The sequence below is a fragment of the Pseudomonas sputi genome (assembly GCF_021603585.1).
Taxonomy (GTDB): domain Bacteria; phylum Pseudomonadota; class Gammaproteobacteria; order Pseudomonadales; family Pseudomonadaceae; genus Aquipseudomonas; species Aquipseudomonas sputi.
Map to the genome: position 1 here is coordinate 16,946 of NZ_BQHI01000042.1, position 15,506 is coordinate 32,451.

Sequence of the window (15,506 nt, forward strand, 5' to 3'; positions counted from 1 at the left end):
CGAGGCGTCGAACCGTCTGCGTGGGAATGCAGCCCGGGACGCTCCGCGTCCCTTCCGAAAGCGGACACAGAGCGCCTATTGAGGCATTCCCACGCAGAGCGTGGGAACGATCAGGGTCAGGTCGGCGTCAGGTGGATTACTTCGGCATCTCGGCCTTCATGCCTTCGACGTAGTAATTCATCGACGCCAGTTCTGCGTTGGTGGCACTGACCCCGGCCGGGATTTTCTCGACGCCGGCCTGATCCTTGATCGGTCCGGTGAACGGTTGCAGGGCACCGCTCTTGATGTCGGCGATGATCTGCTCGGCTTCGGCCTTCACCGGTGCCGGCACCAGATCGCTGATCGGCAATTCGACCGTGCCTTCCTTCAACCCGCCCCAGTAGTCCTGGGATTTCCAGTTGTGGTCGATCACGCTCTGGGTCGCCTGGATGTAGTGCGGCGCCCAGTCGTTGACGATTGAGGTCAGCACCGCTTTCGGGCCGAAGTGCGCCATGTCCGAAGCGTAGCCCACGGCATAGACACCACGTCGTTCGGCGGCCTGGATCGGCGCCGGGCTGTCGGTGTGCTGGAACACCACGTCCACGCCCTGATCGATCAGCGCATTGGCGGCGTCGGCTTCCTTGCCCGGATCGAACCACGAGTTGACCCACACCACTTTGATCTCGGTGCCGGGGTTGTATTTGTTCAGGGCCAGTTGAATGGCGTTGATGTCACGGATCACTTCCGGGATCGGGAACGAGGCGACGTAGCCGATTTTTTTGCTCTTGGTCATCTTCGCTGCGAGGAAGCCACCGACGTAGCGGCCCTCATAGGTACGCGCCAGATAGGTGCCGAGGTTCTTGTCCTGCTTGTAGCCGGTGGCGTGTTCGAAGGTCACCTTGGGAAACTGTTTGGCGACTTTCACCGTCGGGTTCATGTAGCCGAAAGAGGTGGTGAAGATCAGGTCGTAATTGTCCTTGGCCATGTTGCGGATCACCCGCTCGGCATCGGCGCCTTCGGCGACGTTCTCCACATAATTGGTGGTGATCTGCGTGCCGAGTTTTTCCGCCAGCGCCTTGCGCCCCTGTTCATGCTGATACGTCCAGCCATGGTCGCCGATGGGGCCGATGTAGACGAAGCCGACTTTCAGTGGATCGGCGGCACTGGCGCTCAGGCTGAGGCCAAGGCCCATGGCGATGCACAGCAGTGTTTGCAGTGGACGTTTTTGCATGAACGCGAACTCCCTTTTGTTGTGTGTGGGGAGGGCAATGCAAAAGGCTGACCAAGCGGACAACAAATCGAGTCGAAATCACGGCGAGGCCTTCGCGAGCAAGCTCGCTCCTACGAAAACACCGCGATCCCAGTGGGAACGAGCTTGCCCGCGATGAGGCAGGTCAAGGCCAATAAAGTGCACCTGCCGAACCGGTTGCCATTCCGTGGTGCGCTAAGGTGTAACGAAACGTTAGCGCCGTCCCGCAGTCAGTAGCTCATTCGCACTCTTCGGCAAAAAAGGCCTGTCATGTTCACCATCCTCAAGCAAGAAAGCTTTCTGCTGTTGGCCGTCATCGCCGCTTGTGTCGCGTATCCGCTGGAGCACTGGCTGCTGCACAGTGGCCAGTTCGTCGCGCTGACCGCCGGGCTGCTGCTGATCGCCTTCATCGTCGCCGCCTCGATGCGCGTCGCCCACCAGGCTGAATTGCTCGCAGAAAAAGTCGGCGACCCGTACGGCACGATGATCCTGACCCTCGCCGCCGTGCTGGTGGAAGTGGTGATCCTGGCGATCATGATGAGCAACGAAGCCTCGCCGACGCTGGTGCGCGACACGATCTATTCAGCGGTCATGCTCGACATCAACGGCATCCTCGGCCTCGCTGCGCTGATGGGCGGGATCAAGCATGGCGAGCAGTCCTACAACGACGATTCGGCCCGCAGTTACAGCGTGATGATCCTCACCGCCATGGGCGTGTCGATGGTGGTGCCGGAGTTCATTCCCGAGGCCAACTGGAAAATTTATTCGGCGTTCACCATCGGCGCGATGGTGGTGCTTTATGCGTTGTTCCTGCGCATGCAGGTCGGGCCGCACAGTTACTTTTTCAGCTACAGCTACCCGGACAAACGCCGCAAGAAAGAGCCGGCGGAACAAGCGCCGAAACCGGTCAGCCTGGCGCTGTCGATCGGCATTCTGGTGTTCGGTGTGGTGGTGATCGGCGCACTGGCCGAAGTGATGTCCAAGACCCTCGATCTGGGCCTGGAAGGGACGGGGGCTCCGCCGGTGATCACGGCGATTCTGGTGGCGGCGATTTCCGCTGCGCCGGAAATCCTGACCGCGTTGCGCGCGGCGTTGGCCAACCGCATGCAGTCGGTGGTCAACATTGCGATGGGCGCTTCGTTGTCGACGGTGATCCTGACGGTGCCGGTGATGGAGGCGATGGCGCTCTACACGGGGCAGCCGTTTCAGATGGCGATGACGCCGGTGCAGACGGTCATGATCTTCATCACGCTGATTGTCAGCGCGATCAATCTCAATGACGGCGAGACCAATGCCATTGAGGGCATGACCCATTTTGTGCTGTTTGCGACGTTCATCATGTTGTCGCTGCTCGGACTTTGAGAGCGACCATCGCTGACCGATCGTTCCCACGCGGAGCGTGGGAACGATCAGAGGGGTGATCAGGTACCGGCGATCAACTGCCGAGCCGCCTGACTGTGATCGGCAATCAAGCCTTTGAGATCCAGTCCTTCAACCTGTCCGTCAATCACGCGCCACTTGCCGCCGACCATCACGCGATCCGCCCGGTCCGCGCCGCACAGCAGCAACGCCGAGATCGGGTCATGGCTGCCGGAGAAGCGCAGCTCATCGAGCTTGAACAACGCCAGATCCGCCTGCTTGCCCACCGCCAGCTCACCGATGTCGCTGCGGCCCAACAGGCTTGCCGAGCCCTTGGTCGCCCAGCCCAGTACACGTTCCGGGGTGATCTTTTCGGCGCCATAACGCAGGCGCTGGATGTACAGGGCCTGACGTGCTTCGAGGATCATGTTCGACGCATCGTTGGACGCCGAGCCATCCACGCCGAGACCGAACAACGCGCCGGCATCGGTCAGTTCGATGCTCGGGCAGATGCCGGACGCCAAGCGCATGTTCGAACTCGGGCAATGGCAGATACCGGTGCCCGCCGCGCCGAGACGGGCGATTTCGTCGGGGTTGAAATGGATGCCGTGGGCCAGCCAGGTGCGCGGGCCGAGCCAGCCGACGCTGTCCAGATAATCCACCGTGCGCAGGCCGAAGCGTTGCAGGCAGAAGTCTTCTTCGTCGAGGGTTTCGGCGAGGTGGGTGTGCAGGCGCACATCGAGTTTGTGCGCCAGTTCGGCGCTGGCGGACATGATTTGCGGGGTCACCGAGAACGGCGAGCACGGCGCCAGAGCGATCTGGATCTGCGCGCCGTCGCCACGTTCGTGGTACTCGTGGATCAGGCGCTGACTGTCGTCGAGAATCACCTGGCCTTCCTGCACGGTCTGCTGCGGCGGCAGGCCGCCGTCTTTCTCGCCGAGGCTCATCGAGCCACGGGTGAGCATGGCGCGCATGCCCAGTTCGCGCACGGTTTCGACTTGCACGTCGATGGCGTTTTCCAGGCCATCCGGGAACAGGTAATGGTGATCGGCAGCGGTGGTGCAGCCCGACAACAGCAACTCGGCCAGCGCGACTTTGCTGGCGAGGGCGAGTTTTTCAGGCGTCAGGCGCGCCCAGACCGGGTACAGGGTTTTCAGCCACGGGAACAACGGCTGGTTGACCACCGGCGCCCAGGCGCGGGTCAGGGTCTGATAGAAGTGGTGATGGGTGTTGATCAGGCCCGGCAGGATCACGTGTTCACGGGCGTCGAACACTTCATTGCATGGCGCGGAAGGTTGCTGGTCGGCGCCGAGCACTTCGGTGATCACACCGTCTTGCAGCACCAGACCGCCACGGGCATCGAGGCCGTTGGCCGTGAAAATGGCGAGGGGATTTTTTAACCAGATACGGGTCGCAGGCATTGTGGCCGGCTCCTCTGAAAGTGGGGTTCAGGGTTGCCAGCTCAGTGTTGCCCTGTCTGCTGATCCAGGGTCGCCGCGAGGGGCGAGGTGCGGAGTTTCGAACAAAATGTTGCGACGGGCAAGCCCAACCCGACCAGACACCGGGATAACCCTGTGGGAGCCAGCCCCCACAGGGTCCAGTGATTACCAGGGAATGGTTTCACCCTTGTAGTTCACGAAGTGATGGCCGCCCTTGCCGGCAAACGCGTCCACCTGATCCACCAGGCCACGGGTGCTGGTCTCTACGTCGATGTCGGCGCCTTCGCCGCCCATGTCGGTTTTCACCCAACCCGGATGCAGCGACAGCACCGTAAGTTTCTGCTCGCCCAACTGAGTGACGAAGCTGTTGGTCATCGAGTTCAGCGCCGCTTTGCTCGCCTTGTACAGCGCCAGTTCCGGCGCGTCGGGCATGGTCACGCTGCCCAGCACCGAACTCATGAACGCCAGCACGCCGCTGCCGTCGCGAATCTGCCCGACAAAGCGCTGGGCCAGATTGATCGGCGCCACCGCGTTGGTGAAGAACAGTTGACCGACTTCCGCCAGCGTCGCGCCGCCCGGCGTCTGGACTTCAGGGCCTTTGACCCCGGCGTTGACGAACAGCAGGTCGAAGGTCTCGCCCTTGAGTTTCTGGCTCAGAGCGATCACTGCTTGCTGGTCATCCATGTCGAGCTTTTCGATCTGCACGTTGCCCAGTGCTTTCAGCGCCTCGGCGTTCGAAGGGTTGCGAACCGTAGCGGTGACTTGCCAGCCGTCGGCCAGCAGGGTTTTCACCAGTCCCAGGCCCAGGCCCCGGGAGGCGCCGATGATCAGTGCGTGCTTGGCAGGATTGAGTGCGGACATGACGGGCTTTCCTTGAAGGTTGAAAGATCACGGGTTCAATGGACAGCGTTGACCGAGCCGATGCTGCAATTCGTGGCGCAGCTCGCCGAGTTCGGCGATGCGGGTTTCGACCAGCTTGAGTTTGTCTTGCAGCAGTTGCGTGACGGTGGTGTCGGGGTTTGGCGATTGCCACAGCGCGCCAACGCTGCTGCCGATCTCGCCAAGGGAAAAGCCCAGACGCTGCGCCGTTTTGATGTAGAGCACCAGTTGCACCATCTCCGGTGGATAGTCGCGATAACCGTTGGCGCTGCGTTGCGCCGCGATCAATCCGCGCTCCTCGTAAAAACGCAGCGTGTCACGGCTGACATCGCAGGCCCGGGCCAACTCACCGATGCGCATCTTGCAGGTCTCGAAAGTGTTTGACCCTGGAGGATACTCCAGGCTTTACCGTGATTGCTCCCTGAATTTTCGGAGCAAGGATGATGTGGACTTCAACGCAGTATCGGCAGGTGGTGCGCGGCAGTGCCTGGTATGACTTGATCGTGACGGCGGCGTTTGTCACGCCGTGGAGTTTTGCTGTGTTGCACGGGGTGTTGACGGCGCTGAGTCAGGCGCTAAACCTGCCCGGCGAGCTGCCGCCGTTCGAACCTGCACACCTGTTGATAGCCAATTTGTTCGGTTCGGTGGTGTGCTTGTGGGCGGTGCTGCGGATTCGTGATCCGCAGCCGGTTTATGGGCGCTATGACGCGGTGACGCGGTTTCTGTTCGCCGCGTGGATGACGTATGCCCTGGCCCACGGCGCCAGTTCGCTGGTGGTGGGTTTCCTGCTACTCGAACTGGCGTGGGGCATTGCCCAGGCGTTGCCGGTTCGGCCGCTGTCGCGAGCCGTAACGGCTTAATGCCCGGCCTGCCACGGCTGCCCCAGTGATACCGGCGCATACAATCGCGTGCGCAGCGCATCCCGCGACAGCAACACCAGCACCAGAATCGTCGCGACATACGGCAGCATCGCCAGCAGACTCGAAGGAATCGCCAGCCCCAACCCCTGCGCTACCAAGTGCAGGATGCTGGCGAGTCCGAACAGATAGGCACCGAGCAGCAACCGCCACACCCGCCAACTGGCGAACACCACCAGCGCCAGGGCAATCCAGCCGCGTCCGGCCGTCATGTTCTCCGCCCACATCGGCGTATACGCCAGCGACAGATAGGCCCCGGCCAGTCCGGCCATCGCGCCGCCGAACAGCACCGCCAGAGTGCGCACGGTCAGCACCGGCAAACCCATGGCACTGGCTGCGTCCGGATTTTCACCGACCGCTTGAATGATCAGCCCGACACGGCTTTTCACGATCACCCACGCCACCAGCGCAAACAGCGCGAACGACAGGTACACCAGCAGATCCTGAGCAAACAGCATGCGGCCGATCAGCGGGATTTCGCTCAGGTAGGGAATCGCCAACGGCTCGAAACCCGCCAGCGGTTTGCCAACCCACGCCGCGCCGACAAAGGTCGACAGGCCCACGCCGAAAATCGTCAGCGCCAGTCCGGTCGCCACCTGATTGGCGTTGAACACCAGCGCCACCAGCGCAAACAGCGACGACAGCAACATCCCGGCGAGCATCGCCAGCACAACGCCCAGCCACAGGTTGCCGCTGTTGAACGCGACGATGAATCCGATCACCGCGCCAAACAGCATCATGCCTTCCTGCCCGAGGTTGAGCACGCCGCTCTTCTCGCAGATCAGTTCACCCAGCGCCACCAACAGCAGTGGCGTTCCGCAGCGCACCATGGCGTAGAAAATATTGCTCAGCAGATCGATATCCATCACAGCGCTCCGGCGGTTACGGCGGTGGTAGAAGTGCGGCGCGTCCAGCGCAGGTTCAGGCGTGGCCGATAGAGGATCAGCACGTCACAGGCCAGCAGGAAAAACAGCATCATTCCCTGGAATAACTGAGTGATTGCCTGTGGCAGATTCAGCGTCATCTGCGCGCTCTCGCCACCGATGTACAGCAGCGCCATCAACAGGCTGGAAAACAGAATGCCGATCGGATTGAGCCGGCCGAGAAACGCCACGGTGATCGCCGCGTAGCCATAGCCCGGCGAGACCTGCGGCACCAGTTGGCCGATCGGCCCGGTGACTTCGCAGACACCGGCAAGTCCCGCCAACCCTCCGCTGATCAGCAGTGCGAGCCAGATCAGACGTTTCTCGCGAAACCCGACAAAACCTGCCGCACGCTTGTCCAGGCCCAGCACCTTGATCTGGAAACCGACGAAGCTTTTTTGCAGCAATACCCACACCGCGACCAATGCGAGCAAGGCGAAATACACGCCGATGTGTGCCCGTCCGTCCTCCATCAACAGCGGCAGGCGGCTGGCATCGCTGAACATTGCCGACTCGGGAAAGTTGAACCCGGCCGGATCTTTCAGCGGCCCATGCACGCAGAACAGCAACAGGTTCAGCGCGATGTAGTTGAGCATGATGCTGGTAAGGATTTCGTTGGCATTGAAGCGTGTACGCAACCAGGCGGTGAGCCCGGCCCAGGCAGCGCCGGCGAGGGTGCCGGTGAGCAGGATCAGCACCAGCGCCCAGCGGTTTTGCAGATCAATGATGTTCACCGCCAGCGCACTGCCGGCCAGGGCGCCGAGCAGCAACTGGCCTTCGGCGCCGATGTTCCAGATCCGCGCCTGATAGGCCACTGCGAGGCCCAGTGCACACAGCAGGATCGGCAGGGTTTTGACCAGCAGTTCGGAGACGCCATACAGGTCGCTGACCGGGGCGATCAGCAAGGTGTGCAGGGTTTTCAGCGGGTCGTGACCGAGGGCGATGAACAGCAGGGAGCCGCAGACCAGTGTCAGCACCGCCGCCAGCACCGGCGAGCACCACAGCATCAGGCGCGATTGCCGGCCACGGGGTTCGAGGGAAAGCAACATGGGGAAACTCCGTTAAACCGTGGCCGGTTGTGATTGAGGGGTGTCGAACTGGCCGGCCATCCAGCCGCCGACGTCGCTGAGGCGGGTCAGCGCCGTGTCCTGCAACGCCGACAGGCGCCCGCCGCACAGCGCACCGAGGCGGTCGCTGATCTGGAACAGTTCGTCGAGGTCTTCGGAGATCACCAGAATCGCCGCCCCGGCATCGCGCAGGGCAATCAGCGCCCGGTGGATGGTGGCCGCCGCGCCGACGTCCACGCCCCAGGTCGGGTGCGCGGCGATCAGCAGTTTCGGTTGCTGGAGGATTTCCCGGCCGAGGATGAACTTCTGCAGGTTGCCGCCGGACAGGCTGCGGGCGGCGGTCTGGGTGTCCGGGGTTTTCACGCCGAAGCGCTGGATGATCGTTTGGGCGAGGGCTTCGACCTTACCGCGCTCGATCAAACCGTGGCTGACCAGGCCTTGTTGAAAGGCGGTGAGCAGGGCGTTGTCCGCCAGGCTCATGTCCGGCACCGCGCCATGCCCGAGGCGTTCGGCGGGGACGAACGCCAGGCCGAGTTTGCGTCGGGCATCCGGGCGCTGATCGGCGACGGCGTGTTCGCGGAAACGGATGGTTTGCGCTGCCTCGCGGGGCAGTGTCTGCTCGCCGCTAAGCAATGCCAGCAGCTCGTCCTGCCCGTTGCCCGCCACCCCGGCGATGCCGACGATTTCACCGCTGCGCACCTGCAGATCGATGTTACTCAGCGAGCAACCGAACGGATCCGGGTTGTGCCAGTTCAATTTGCTGACCTGCAGAAACGCCGCGCCACCGGTGACCTTCGCAAACTCGCCGATCAAGGTCGCAGCGTCGCCCACCATCAATTGCGCCAGTTGCCGGTCGGTGCAGTCGGCCGGCACGCAATGCCCGGCCACCTGCCCGCCGCGCAGCACCGTGGCGCTGTGGCACAAGGCGCGCACCTCAGCGAGTTTGTGGCTGATGAACAGAATGCTGCAGCCTTCGGCCGCGAGCCGGCGCAGGGTGATGAACAACTCGTCGGCTTCCTGCGGCGTGAGCACCGAGGTCGGTTCGTCGAGAATCAGCAGGCGTATGTCCTGCATCAGGCAACGAACAATCTCGACCCGTTGCCGCTCGCCAATCGACAGGCTGTGCACAAGTCGCTGAGGTTCCAGCGCCATGCCATATCGGCGGGACACGTCACGGATTTTCGCCTCAAGCTGTTTCGGCGAACCCGCTGCTGCGCCCATCGCCAGTGCGATGTTCTGCGCCACGCTCAGGGTCTCGAACAGCGAGAAATGCTGGAACACCATGCCGATGCCCAACTGCCGTGCCTGGGCCGGGTTGCGCATGGTCACTGGTTGGCCCTGCCACAGCATCTCACCCGAATCGGCCTGGGTGACGCCGTAGATGATCTTCATCAAGGTGCTTTTACCTGCACCGTTTTCACCGAGCAGCGCGTGGATTTCACCGGGGGCGATGGTCAGGTCGATGGCGTCATTGGCGAGGCAACCGGGATAACGTTTGCTGATGTGGCGCAGTTGCAGGCGCGGTGTGGGCGTGGGGTTTGGCATGACAGGCTCGGGTTGCTTGGAGTTGTGCCTGTGGATAAAGCAATTTCCTGGCCATTGAGTCAGGAACGCGGATAGCCGCCGTCTACCAGCCTGTGACGTAGAGCCCGCGAATCGAATCCGACTGCCCGCACGGCACCACTTGAGGGCAAAGCCGTTGATCAGGCTCCAGTTTCGCCCGCACCTGGCTGATCAAAAAACGAGCAACCGCGCCCAAGCCATGCAGAACCTGCGACTGCGCCAGCCATGAACGGCTTATCCACAGGTTGCTCCACAGTATTTGTGTGCAAGACAAAATCCGGGGCATAAGCACTGCCGGGCTTTCTTCTAAAGGCGATAAACAGCACTAAGCAATTGTTTTTACGAAAATTTGTTCGCTGCGTTCGCGGGTTGGACGAAAAGTGAACAAATCCCGCAAAGCCACGTGACAGAAGGGTTACAGCATCCTGTGCTCAGGTTATCCACAGCCGGGTGCACAGCGGATGTGGGCAAGTCACGGGCAGAAGCCAAAAGGTCTCGCGCCCCAAAACATGGCGAGGGTTCAACGCTGCAGCAGGATCCGTCCACGGCTCAGATCGGCCAGCTGATTCTGCAACAACTCAAGCTGCGCTTCGCCCACGGCCAGTTGCAACTCGACACCGTTGGCGGTGAAGGTTTCCTCGACCACCAATCCGCCCAGATCCGCGACCCGCAGTTTCACCAGTGCCAGTTCGCCAAAGGCGCAGGCGCAACGCACCGGCACGCGGCTGATCAACTCGATCTTCGGCGCTGCCTGCAGGCATTTGTTGGCGCCGCCGCCATAGGCCCGGGCCAGGCCGCCCGTGCCCAGTTGAATGCCGCCGTACCAGCGGATTACCAGCACCGCGACCTGATCGCAGTCCTGGGCTTCGATGGCCGCGAGAATCGGCCGCCCGGCAGTGCCGCCGGGTTCGCCGTCGTCGTTGCTGCGGTACTGCTCGCCGAGTTTCCACGCCCAGCAATTGTGCGAGGCGTTCAAGTCGCTGTGCTGTTCGATGAAGGCTTGCGCCTCGGCAGGGCTGCCGATCGGCGCGGCGAAGGTGATGAAACGGCTTTTGCGAATCTCTTCGCGGAATTCGCAAAAGCCGCTGAGGGTGAATGGCATAGACGACTTATATGGAAGGAGTGAGGCCGCAGCCTTTGAGGATGATGCGGATCAGGTTGTTGCCGGCGTCTTCCATGTCTTGTTTGGTCAATTTGCTGCGACCGGTCACTCGGCAGATCTGGGTGGCGAAGTCGGCGTAGTGCTGGGTGCTGCCCCACAACAGGAAGATCAGGTGGACCGGGTCGACCGGGTCCATCTTGCCTGCGTCTATCCAGGCCTGGAATACCGCGGCGCGGCCCTGGAACCAGGCGCGGTAATCCTGGTTGAAATATTCGGTCAGGCATTCGCCGCCGCTGATCACTTCCATCGCAAAGATCCGCGACGCTTGCGGCTGGCGACGGGAGAATTCCATTTTGGCGCGGATGTAACGGGTCAGCGCTTCGGCGGGATCGTCCTCGGCCGTGAGTGAGTTGAAGGTGCTGTCCCACAATTGCAGGATGTTGCTCAGCACTGCCACGTACAACCCGAGCTTGTTGGTGAAGTAGTAATGCAGGTTCGCCTTGGGCAGCCCGGCCTTGGTGGCGATGGTGTTCATGCTGGTGCCTTTGTACCCGTGACGGGCGAACTCGTCCTCGGCGGCTTTGATGATGGTCTCTTCGTTCTTCTGACGAATGCGGCTGGCGGGTTTGCCGCCATGAGCGGGGACTTCAAAGGTCATAGGCACTTCCGGGTTGGTCTGTGGGGTGCAACCAGTTGCGTTGATAGCGCAACCATCGGCGTGGGACAAGCCCCGGGCGAATAAAACCCCGCTCGTCAGCGGGTGGCGGCCAGGCTTTCGAGAAAACTTTCCAGCACCAGATGAGGGCGGCGACCCTTGCGGGTGACCGAAGCGAGGCTCAAATCGTAAAAGCGGGTACTGGCCTTGAGCGCGCGCAAGCGACCTTGCTGTACCCAGAGACTGGCGTAATGATCCGGCAAGTAGCCGATGTAACGCCCGGTCAGAATCAGAAATGCCATGCCTTCCCGGTCGGAAGCGCTGGCGGTGCAATTGAGCGCCTGATAGTGCGCCTGGATCTCCGCCGGCAAACGGAAGGTCGGCGCGATGGCGTCCTGACTGTTCAGGCGTTCGTCATCCAGCTGTTTATCGTCGACATAAAACAGCGGATGGCCGACCGCGCAATAAAGCAGCGAGCGTTCGCTGTACAGCGGCTGATATTCCAGTCCTGACAACGCACTGGCCTGCGGCACCACGCCGACATGCAGGCGCCCGTCGAGCACGCCTTGTTCGACTTCGTTGGGGGCGATCATGCGGATCTGGATCTGCACGTCCGGCCCGCGCTCCTTCAATTGCGCCAGTGCGTGGGTGATGCGCATGTGGGGCAGGGTGACGAGGTTGTCGGTCAGGCCGATGATCAGTTCACCACGCAGGTGCTGGTGCAGGCCGTTGACCTCGGTGCGAAAACTTTCCAGCGCACTTAGAAGCTGCAACGCCGACTGATAGACCTCGCGGCCTTCTTCGGTCAGGGAGAAACCGGCACGCCCGCGTTGGCACAGACGCAAACCGAGGCGCTGCTCCAGATCGCTCATCTGCTGGCTGATCGCCGAGCGACCGATGCCGAGCACGGTTTCTGCCGCCGAGAAGCCACCGCACTCCACCACGCTGCGAAAAATCCGCAGCAGGCGAATGTCAAAGTCACTGACCTGGGCCAGTGGATCGGGGCGGCGGCTGCTCATGCTGTTGTGCTCTTTGTTTAGCGAAGTTCTAACTGAAGGTTAGAAGAGTTGAATTTCACCGACTTTATCCGCGTGGCAATTTAGCTGCAACAACGCTTTCTATCTCTCTGAAGCTTATTGCCCTGCGAGGTTTTGCCCGATGAACATGCCTGAAAACGCGCCGTCGCCACTGGCCAGTCAACTGAAGCTGGACGCGCACTGGATGCCGTACACCGCCAACCGCAACTTTCAGCGCGACCCGCGCCTGATCGTCGGCGCCGAAGGCAGCTGGCTGATCGACGACAAAGGCCGCAAGGTGTACGACTCGCTGTCCGGTCTGTGGACCTGCGGCGCCGGGCATACCCGCAAGGAAATCCAGGAAGCGGTGGCCAAACAGTTGGGCACCCTCGATTACTCGCCGGGCTTCCAGTACGGCCATCCGCTGTCGTTCCAGCTGGCGGAGAAAATCACCGAACTGACGCCGGGCAATCTGAATCATGTGTTCTTCACCGACTCCGGTTCCGAGTGCGCCGATACCGCGGTGAAAATGGTCCGCGCCTACTGGCGCCTGAAAGGCCAGTCGACCAAGACCAAGATGATCGGCCGCGCCCGTGGCTATCACGGTGTGAACATCGCTGGCACCAGCCTCGGCGGCGTCAACGGCAACCGCAAGCTGTTCGGTCAGGCGATGATGGATGTCGATCACCTGCCGCACACTCTGCTGGCGAGCAATGCGTTCTCCCGTGGCATGCCGGAGCAGGGTGGTATCGCCCTGGCCGATGAACTGCTGAAGCTGATCGAGCTGCACGATGCTTCGAACATTGCTGCGGTCTTCGTTGAGCCGATGGCCGGCTCCGCTGGCGTGCTGGTTCCGCCGCAGGGCTACCTCAAGCGTCTGCGGGAAATCTGCGATCAGCACAATATCCTGCTGGTATTCGACGAAGTGATCACCGGGTTCGGCCGTACCGGCACCATGTTCGGCGCCACCACGTTCGGCGTGACCCCGGACCTGATGTGCATCGCCAAGCAAGTCACCAACGGCGCGATCCCGATGGGCGCGGTGATTGCCAGCTCCGAGATCTACCAGACCTTCATGAACCAGCCGACCCCGGAATACGCCGTGGAATTCCCGCACGGCTACACCTACTCGGCGCACCCGGTGGCCTGCGCCGCTGGTTTGGCGGCACTCGACCTGCTGCAAAAGGAAAACCTGGTACAGAGCGTGGCCGAGGTCGCCCCGCATTTCGAAAATGCCCTGCATGGCCTGAAAGGCGCGAAGAACGTCATCGACATTCGTAACTTCGGCCTGGCCGGTGCGATCCAGATCGCGGGCCGTGACGGCGACGCCATCGTGCGTCCGTTCGAGGCCGGCATGGCGTTGTGGAAGGCCGGGTTCTACGTGCGCTTCGGCGGCGACACCCTGCAGTTCGGCCCAACCTTCAACAGCAAGCCGCAAGACCTTGATCGTCTGTTCGACGCGGTCGGCGAAGTGCTGAACAAGCTCGACTGATTTTTCCTTCTATATAGATACGCAAACAGCAGGCGCCCCTTGCGGGCGTCTGCGCACAAGAATTCAGGAGTTATCCGATGAGCGTTATCCCGCATTTGATCAATGGCGAACTGGTGACCGAGAACGGTCGTGCGGTCGATGTGTTCAACCCGTCTACCGGTCAGGCTATCCACAAGCTGCCGCTGGCCAGCCGCGAAACCATCCAGCACGCCATTGATGCCGCCAAGGCGGCGTTCCCGGCCTGGCGCAACACGCCACCGGCCAAGCGTGCCCAGGTGATGTTCCGTTTCAAGCAACTGCTGGAGCAGAACGAAGCACGCATCGCGCAATTGATCAGCGAAGAACACGGCAAGACCCTGGAAGACGCTGCCGGTGAACTGAAGCGCGGTATCGAGAACGTCGAGTTCGCCTGCGCGGCGCCGGAAATCCTCAAGGGCGAGTACAGCCGCAACGTCGGCCCGAACATCGATGCCTGGTCGGACTTCCAGCCGCTGGGTGTGGTGGCCGGCATCACCCCGTTCAACTTCCCGGCGATGGTGCCGCTGTGGATGTATCCACTGGCGATCGTCTGCGGCAACTGCTTTATCCTCAAACCCTCCGAGCGTGATCCGAGCTCGACCTTGCTGATCGCGCAACTGTTGCTGGAAGCCGGCCTGCCGAAAGGTGTGCTGAGTGTGGTGCACGGTGACAAGACTGCGGTGGACGCGCTGATCGAAGCGCCGGAAGTCAAAGCGCTGAGTTTCGTGGGCTCGACGCCGATTGCCGAATACATCTATGCCGAAGGCACCAAGCGCGGCAAACGCGTTCAGGCACTCGGTGGCGCGAAGAACCACGCGGTGCTGATGCCGGATGCGGATCTGGACAATGCCGTCAGCGCACTGATGGGCGCGGCTTACGGTTCCTGCGGCGAGCGCTGCATGGCGATCTCGGTGGCCGTGTGTGTGGGTGATCAGGTAGCGGACGCACTGGTGGCCAAACTGGTTCCACAGATCAAGGCGCTGAAAATTGGTGCCGGCACCTCTTGCGGTCTGGACATGGGGCCGCTGGTTACCGGTCAGGCGCGCGACAAGGTCAGCGGTTACGTCGAAGACGGCGTGGCGGCGGGTGCGACCCTGGTGGTCGACGGTCGTGGTCTGAGCGTCGCCGGTCACGAAGAAGGTTTCTTCCTGGGGGGCTGCCTGTTCGACAACGTCACTCCTGAAATGCGCATCTATAAAGAAGAGATCTTCGGACCGGTGCTGTGCGTCGTCCGGGTAAACAGCCTGGAAGAGGCAATGCAGCTGATCAACGATCACGAATATGGCAACGGCACCTGCATCTTCACCCGTGATGGTGAAGCGGCGCGCCTGTTTTGCGACGAGATCGAAGTCGGCATGGTTGGCGTCAACGTTCCATTGCCGGTGCCGGTGGCTTATCACAGCTTCGGTGGCTGGAAGCGCTCGCTGTTCGGCGACCTGCATGCCTATGGTCCGGATGGTGTGCGTTTCTATACCCGTCGCAAGGCGATCACCCAGCGCTGGCCACAGCGTGCGAGCCATGAGGCTTCGCAGTTCGCATTCCCTAGCTTGTAAGTAGAAGGGCAGTGCAATGAAGGCCGACCTTTTAAGGTCGGCCTTCGTGTTTTAGGGCTTTTTTGACCGATATGACAGATTTGTGAAAATAAGGGTTGACGGCAGATTCTGAGTCTCTATAATTCGCCCCACTTCCGGCGCAGTCGAAACGGAAAACTCCTTGATATTCAATGAGTTAAGTAGGTTTCGAAAGCGGATTGCTTCAGATCATCGAGGCCTGGAAGAAGTTGGAAATGCCGGATTGTTACGGCGCTTTCAACGGTTCGATCTTCTCGGTCGAAAGCGGAGAAAAAGA

Annotated in this window: 14 protein-coding genes; 4 read left to right on the forward strand and 10 right to left on the reverse strand. The window is 61.4% G+C overall.

Going from position 1 to position 15,506, the window contains the following annotated elements; translation table 11 throughout:
• Nucleotides 1–136: 136 nt before the first annotated feature.
• Nucleotides 137–1,210, reverse strand: a complete 1,074-nt coding sequence (locus L6D81_RS28265) for a BMP family ABC transporter substrate-binding protein (RefSeq protein ID WP_064593279.1) — start codon at nt 1,208–1,210, stop codon at nt 137–139.
• 288 nt (nt 1,211–1,498) lie between these two features.
• On the opposite strand from L6D81_RS28265, the gene L6D81_RS28270 reads away from it, so the two are divergent.
• Complete coding sequence (locus L6D81_RS28270) at nt 1,499–2,590, forward strand: calcium:cation antiporter (RefSeq protein ID WP_236182855.1); 1,092 nt, start codon at nt 1,499–1,501, stop codon at nt 2,588–2,590.
• Nucleotides 2,591–2,649: 59 nt separating this feature from the next.
• On the opposite strand, the gene L6D81_RS28275 is transcribed toward L6D81_RS28270, so the two are convergent.
• From L6D81_RS28275 to L6D81_RS28285, 3 genes are all read right to left on the reverse strand, one after another.
• Complete coding sequence (locus L6D81_RS28275) at nt 2,650–4,008, reverse strand: 8-oxoguanine deaminase (RefSeq protein WP_236182856.1); 1,359 nt, start codon at nt 4,006–4,008, stop codon at nt 2,650–2,652.
• 183 nt (nt 4,009–4,191) lie between these two features.
• The gene (locus L6D81_RS28280; protein ID WP_236182857.1) at nt 4,192–4,887 is read right to left on the reverse strand and encodes an SDR family oxidoreductase; all 696 of its coding nucleotides are present in this window, start codon (nt 4,885–4,887) and stop codon (nt 4,192–4,194) included.
• A gap of 27 nt (nt 4,888–4,914) precedes the next feature.
• The gene (locus L6D81_RS28285) at nt 4,915–5,265 is read right to left on the reverse strand and encodes a MerR family transcriptional regulator (RefSeq protein ID WP_236182858.1); all 351 of its coding nucleotides are present in this window, start codon (nt 5,263–5,265) and stop codon (nt 4,915–4,917) included.
• 83 nt (nt 5,266–5,348) lie between these two features.
• Between L6D81_RS28285 and L6D81_RS28290 the strand changes: the two genes are divergently transcribed.
• A complete protein-coding gene (locus L6D81_RS28290; protein WP_236182859.1) occupies nt 5,349–5,765 on the forward strand; it encodes a hypothetical protein in 417 nt (138 codons plus the stop codon).
• Here the strand turns inward: L6D81_RS28290 and L6D81_RS28295 are convergent.
• The 6 genes from L6D81_RS28295 to L6D81_RS28320 form a co-directional block, all read right to left on the reverse strand.
• Nucleotides 5,762–6,688 (reverse strand): ABC transporter permease, encoded by a 927-nt coding sequence (locus tag L6D81_RS28295; protein ID WP_039773215.1) that lies wholly within the window; start codon nt 6,686–6,688, stop codon nt 5,762–5,764. The genes L6D81_RS28290 and L6D81_RS28295 overlap by 4 nt on opposite strands.
• Nucleotides 6,688–7,794 (reverse strand): ABC transporter permease, encoded by a 1,107-nt coding sequence (locus tag L6D81_RS28300; protein WP_236182860.1) that lies wholly within the window; start codon nt 7,792–7,794, stop codon nt 6,688–6,690. Before L6D81_RS28300 ends, L6D81_RS28295 begins: the two co-directional genes overlap by 1 nt.
• Nucleotides 7,795–7,806: 12 nt before the next feature.
• Nucleotides 7,807–9,357: an ABC transporter ATP-binding protein gene (locus L6D81_RS28305; RefSeq protein ID WP_236182861.1), complete on the reverse strand. Its 1,551-nt coding sequence runs from the start codon at nt 9,355–9,357 to the stop codon at nt 7,807–7,809.
• Nucleotides 9,358–9,895: 538 nt separating this feature from the next.
• Complete coding sequence (locus tag L6D81_RS28310) at nt 9,896–10,477, reverse strand: IMPACT family protein (protein ID WP_236182862.1); 582 nt, start codon at nt 10,475–10,477, stop codon at nt 9,896–9,898.
• A gap of 7 nt (nt 10,478–10,484) precedes the next feature.
• Nucleotides 10,485–11,135 carry a TetR/AcrR family transcriptional regulator gene (locus tag L6D81_RS28315; RefSeq protein WP_236182863.1) on the reverse strand — a complete coding sequence of 217 codons (651 nt, stop codon included), beginning with the start codon at nt 11,133–11,135 and terminating at the stop codon, nt 10,485–10,487.
• 95 nt (nt 11,136–11,230) lie between these two features.
• Nucleotides 11,231–12,151 carry a LysR family transcriptional regulator gene (locus L6D81_RS28320; RefSeq protein ID WP_007958517.1) on the reverse strand — a complete coding sequence of 307 codons (921 nt, stop codon included), beginning with the start codon at nt 12,149–12,151 and terminating at the stop codon, nt 11,231–11,233.
• 139 nt (nt 12,152–12,290) lie between these two features.
• Between L6D81_RS28320 and aptA the strand changes: the two genes are divergently transcribed.
• Nucleotides 12,291–13,640: an omega-aminotransferase AptA gene (gene aptA / locus L6D81_RS28325; protein WP_236182864.1), complete on the forward strand. Its 1,350-nt coding sequence runs from the start codon at nt 12,291–12,293 to the stop codon at nt 13,638–13,640.
• 77 nt (nt 13,641–13,717) lie between these two features.
• Entirely contained in the window at nt 13,718–15,211 is a 1,494-nt protein-coding gene (locus L6D81_RS28330; protein ID WP_011332326.1) for a CoA-acylating methylmalonate-semialdehyde dehydrogenase, read from the forward strand.
• Nucleotides 15,212–15,506 lie beyond the last annotated feature (295 nt).

Bases quoted from the DNA above. Each gene is read 5' to 3' on its own strand.
- L6D81_RS28265 (WP_064593279.1), bottom strand. From the start codon at position 1,210: ATGCAAAAACGTCCACTGCAAACACTGCTGTGCATCGCCATGGGCCTT.
- L6D81_RS28270 (WP_236182855.1), top strand. From the start codon at position 1,499: ATGTTCACCATCCTCAAGCAAGAAAGCTTTCTGCTGTTGGCCGTCATC.
- L6D81_RS28275 (WP_236182856.1), bottom strand. From the start codon at position 4,008: ATGCCTGCGACCCGTATCTGGTTAAAAAATCCCCTCGCCATTTTCACG.
- L6D81_RS28280 (WP_236182857.1), bottom strand. From the start codon at position 4,887: ATGTCCGCACTCAATCCTGCCAAGCACGCACTGATCATCGGCGCCTCC.
- L6D81_RS28285 (WP_236182858.1), bottom strand. From the start codon at position 5,265: ATGCGCATCGGTGAGTTGGCCCGGGCCTGCGATGTCAGCCGTGACACG.
- L6D81_RS28290 (WP_236182859.1), top strand. From the start codon at position 5,349: ATGTGGACTTCAACGCAGTATCGGCAGGTGGTGCGCGGCAGTGCCTGG.
- L6D81_RS28295 (WP_039773215.1), bottom strand. From the start codon at position 6,688: ATGGATATCGATCTGCTGAGCAATATTTTCTACGCCATGGTGCGCTGC.
- L6D81_RS28300 (WP_236182860.1), bottom strand. From the start codon at position 7,794: ATGTTGCTTTCCCTCGAACCCCGTGGCCGGCAATCGCGCCTGATGCTG.
- L6D81_RS28305 (WP_236182861.1), bottom strand. From the start codon at position 9,357: ATGCCAAACCCCACGCCCACACCGCGCCTGCAACTGCGCCACATCAGC.
- L6D81_RS28310 (WP_236182862.1), bottom strand. From the start codon at position 10,477: ATGCCATTCACCCTCAGCGGCTTTTGCGAATTCCGCGAAGAGATTCGC.
- L6D81_RS28315 (WP_236182863.1), bottom strand. From the start codon at position 11,135: ATGACCTTTGAAGTCCCCGCTCATGGCGGCAAACCCGCCAGCCGCATT.
- L6D81_RS28320 (WP_007958517.1), bottom strand. From the start codon at position 12,151: ATGAGCAGCCGCCGCCCCGATCCACTGGCCCAGGTCAGTGACTTTGAC.
- aptA (WP_236182864.1), top strand. From the start codon at position 12,291: ATGAACATGCCTGAAAACGCGCCGTCGCCACTGGCCAGTCAACTGAAG.
- L6D81_RS28330 (WP_011332326.1), top strand. From the start codon at position 13,718: ATGAGCGTTATCCCGCATTTGATCAATGGCGAACTGGTGACCGAGAAC.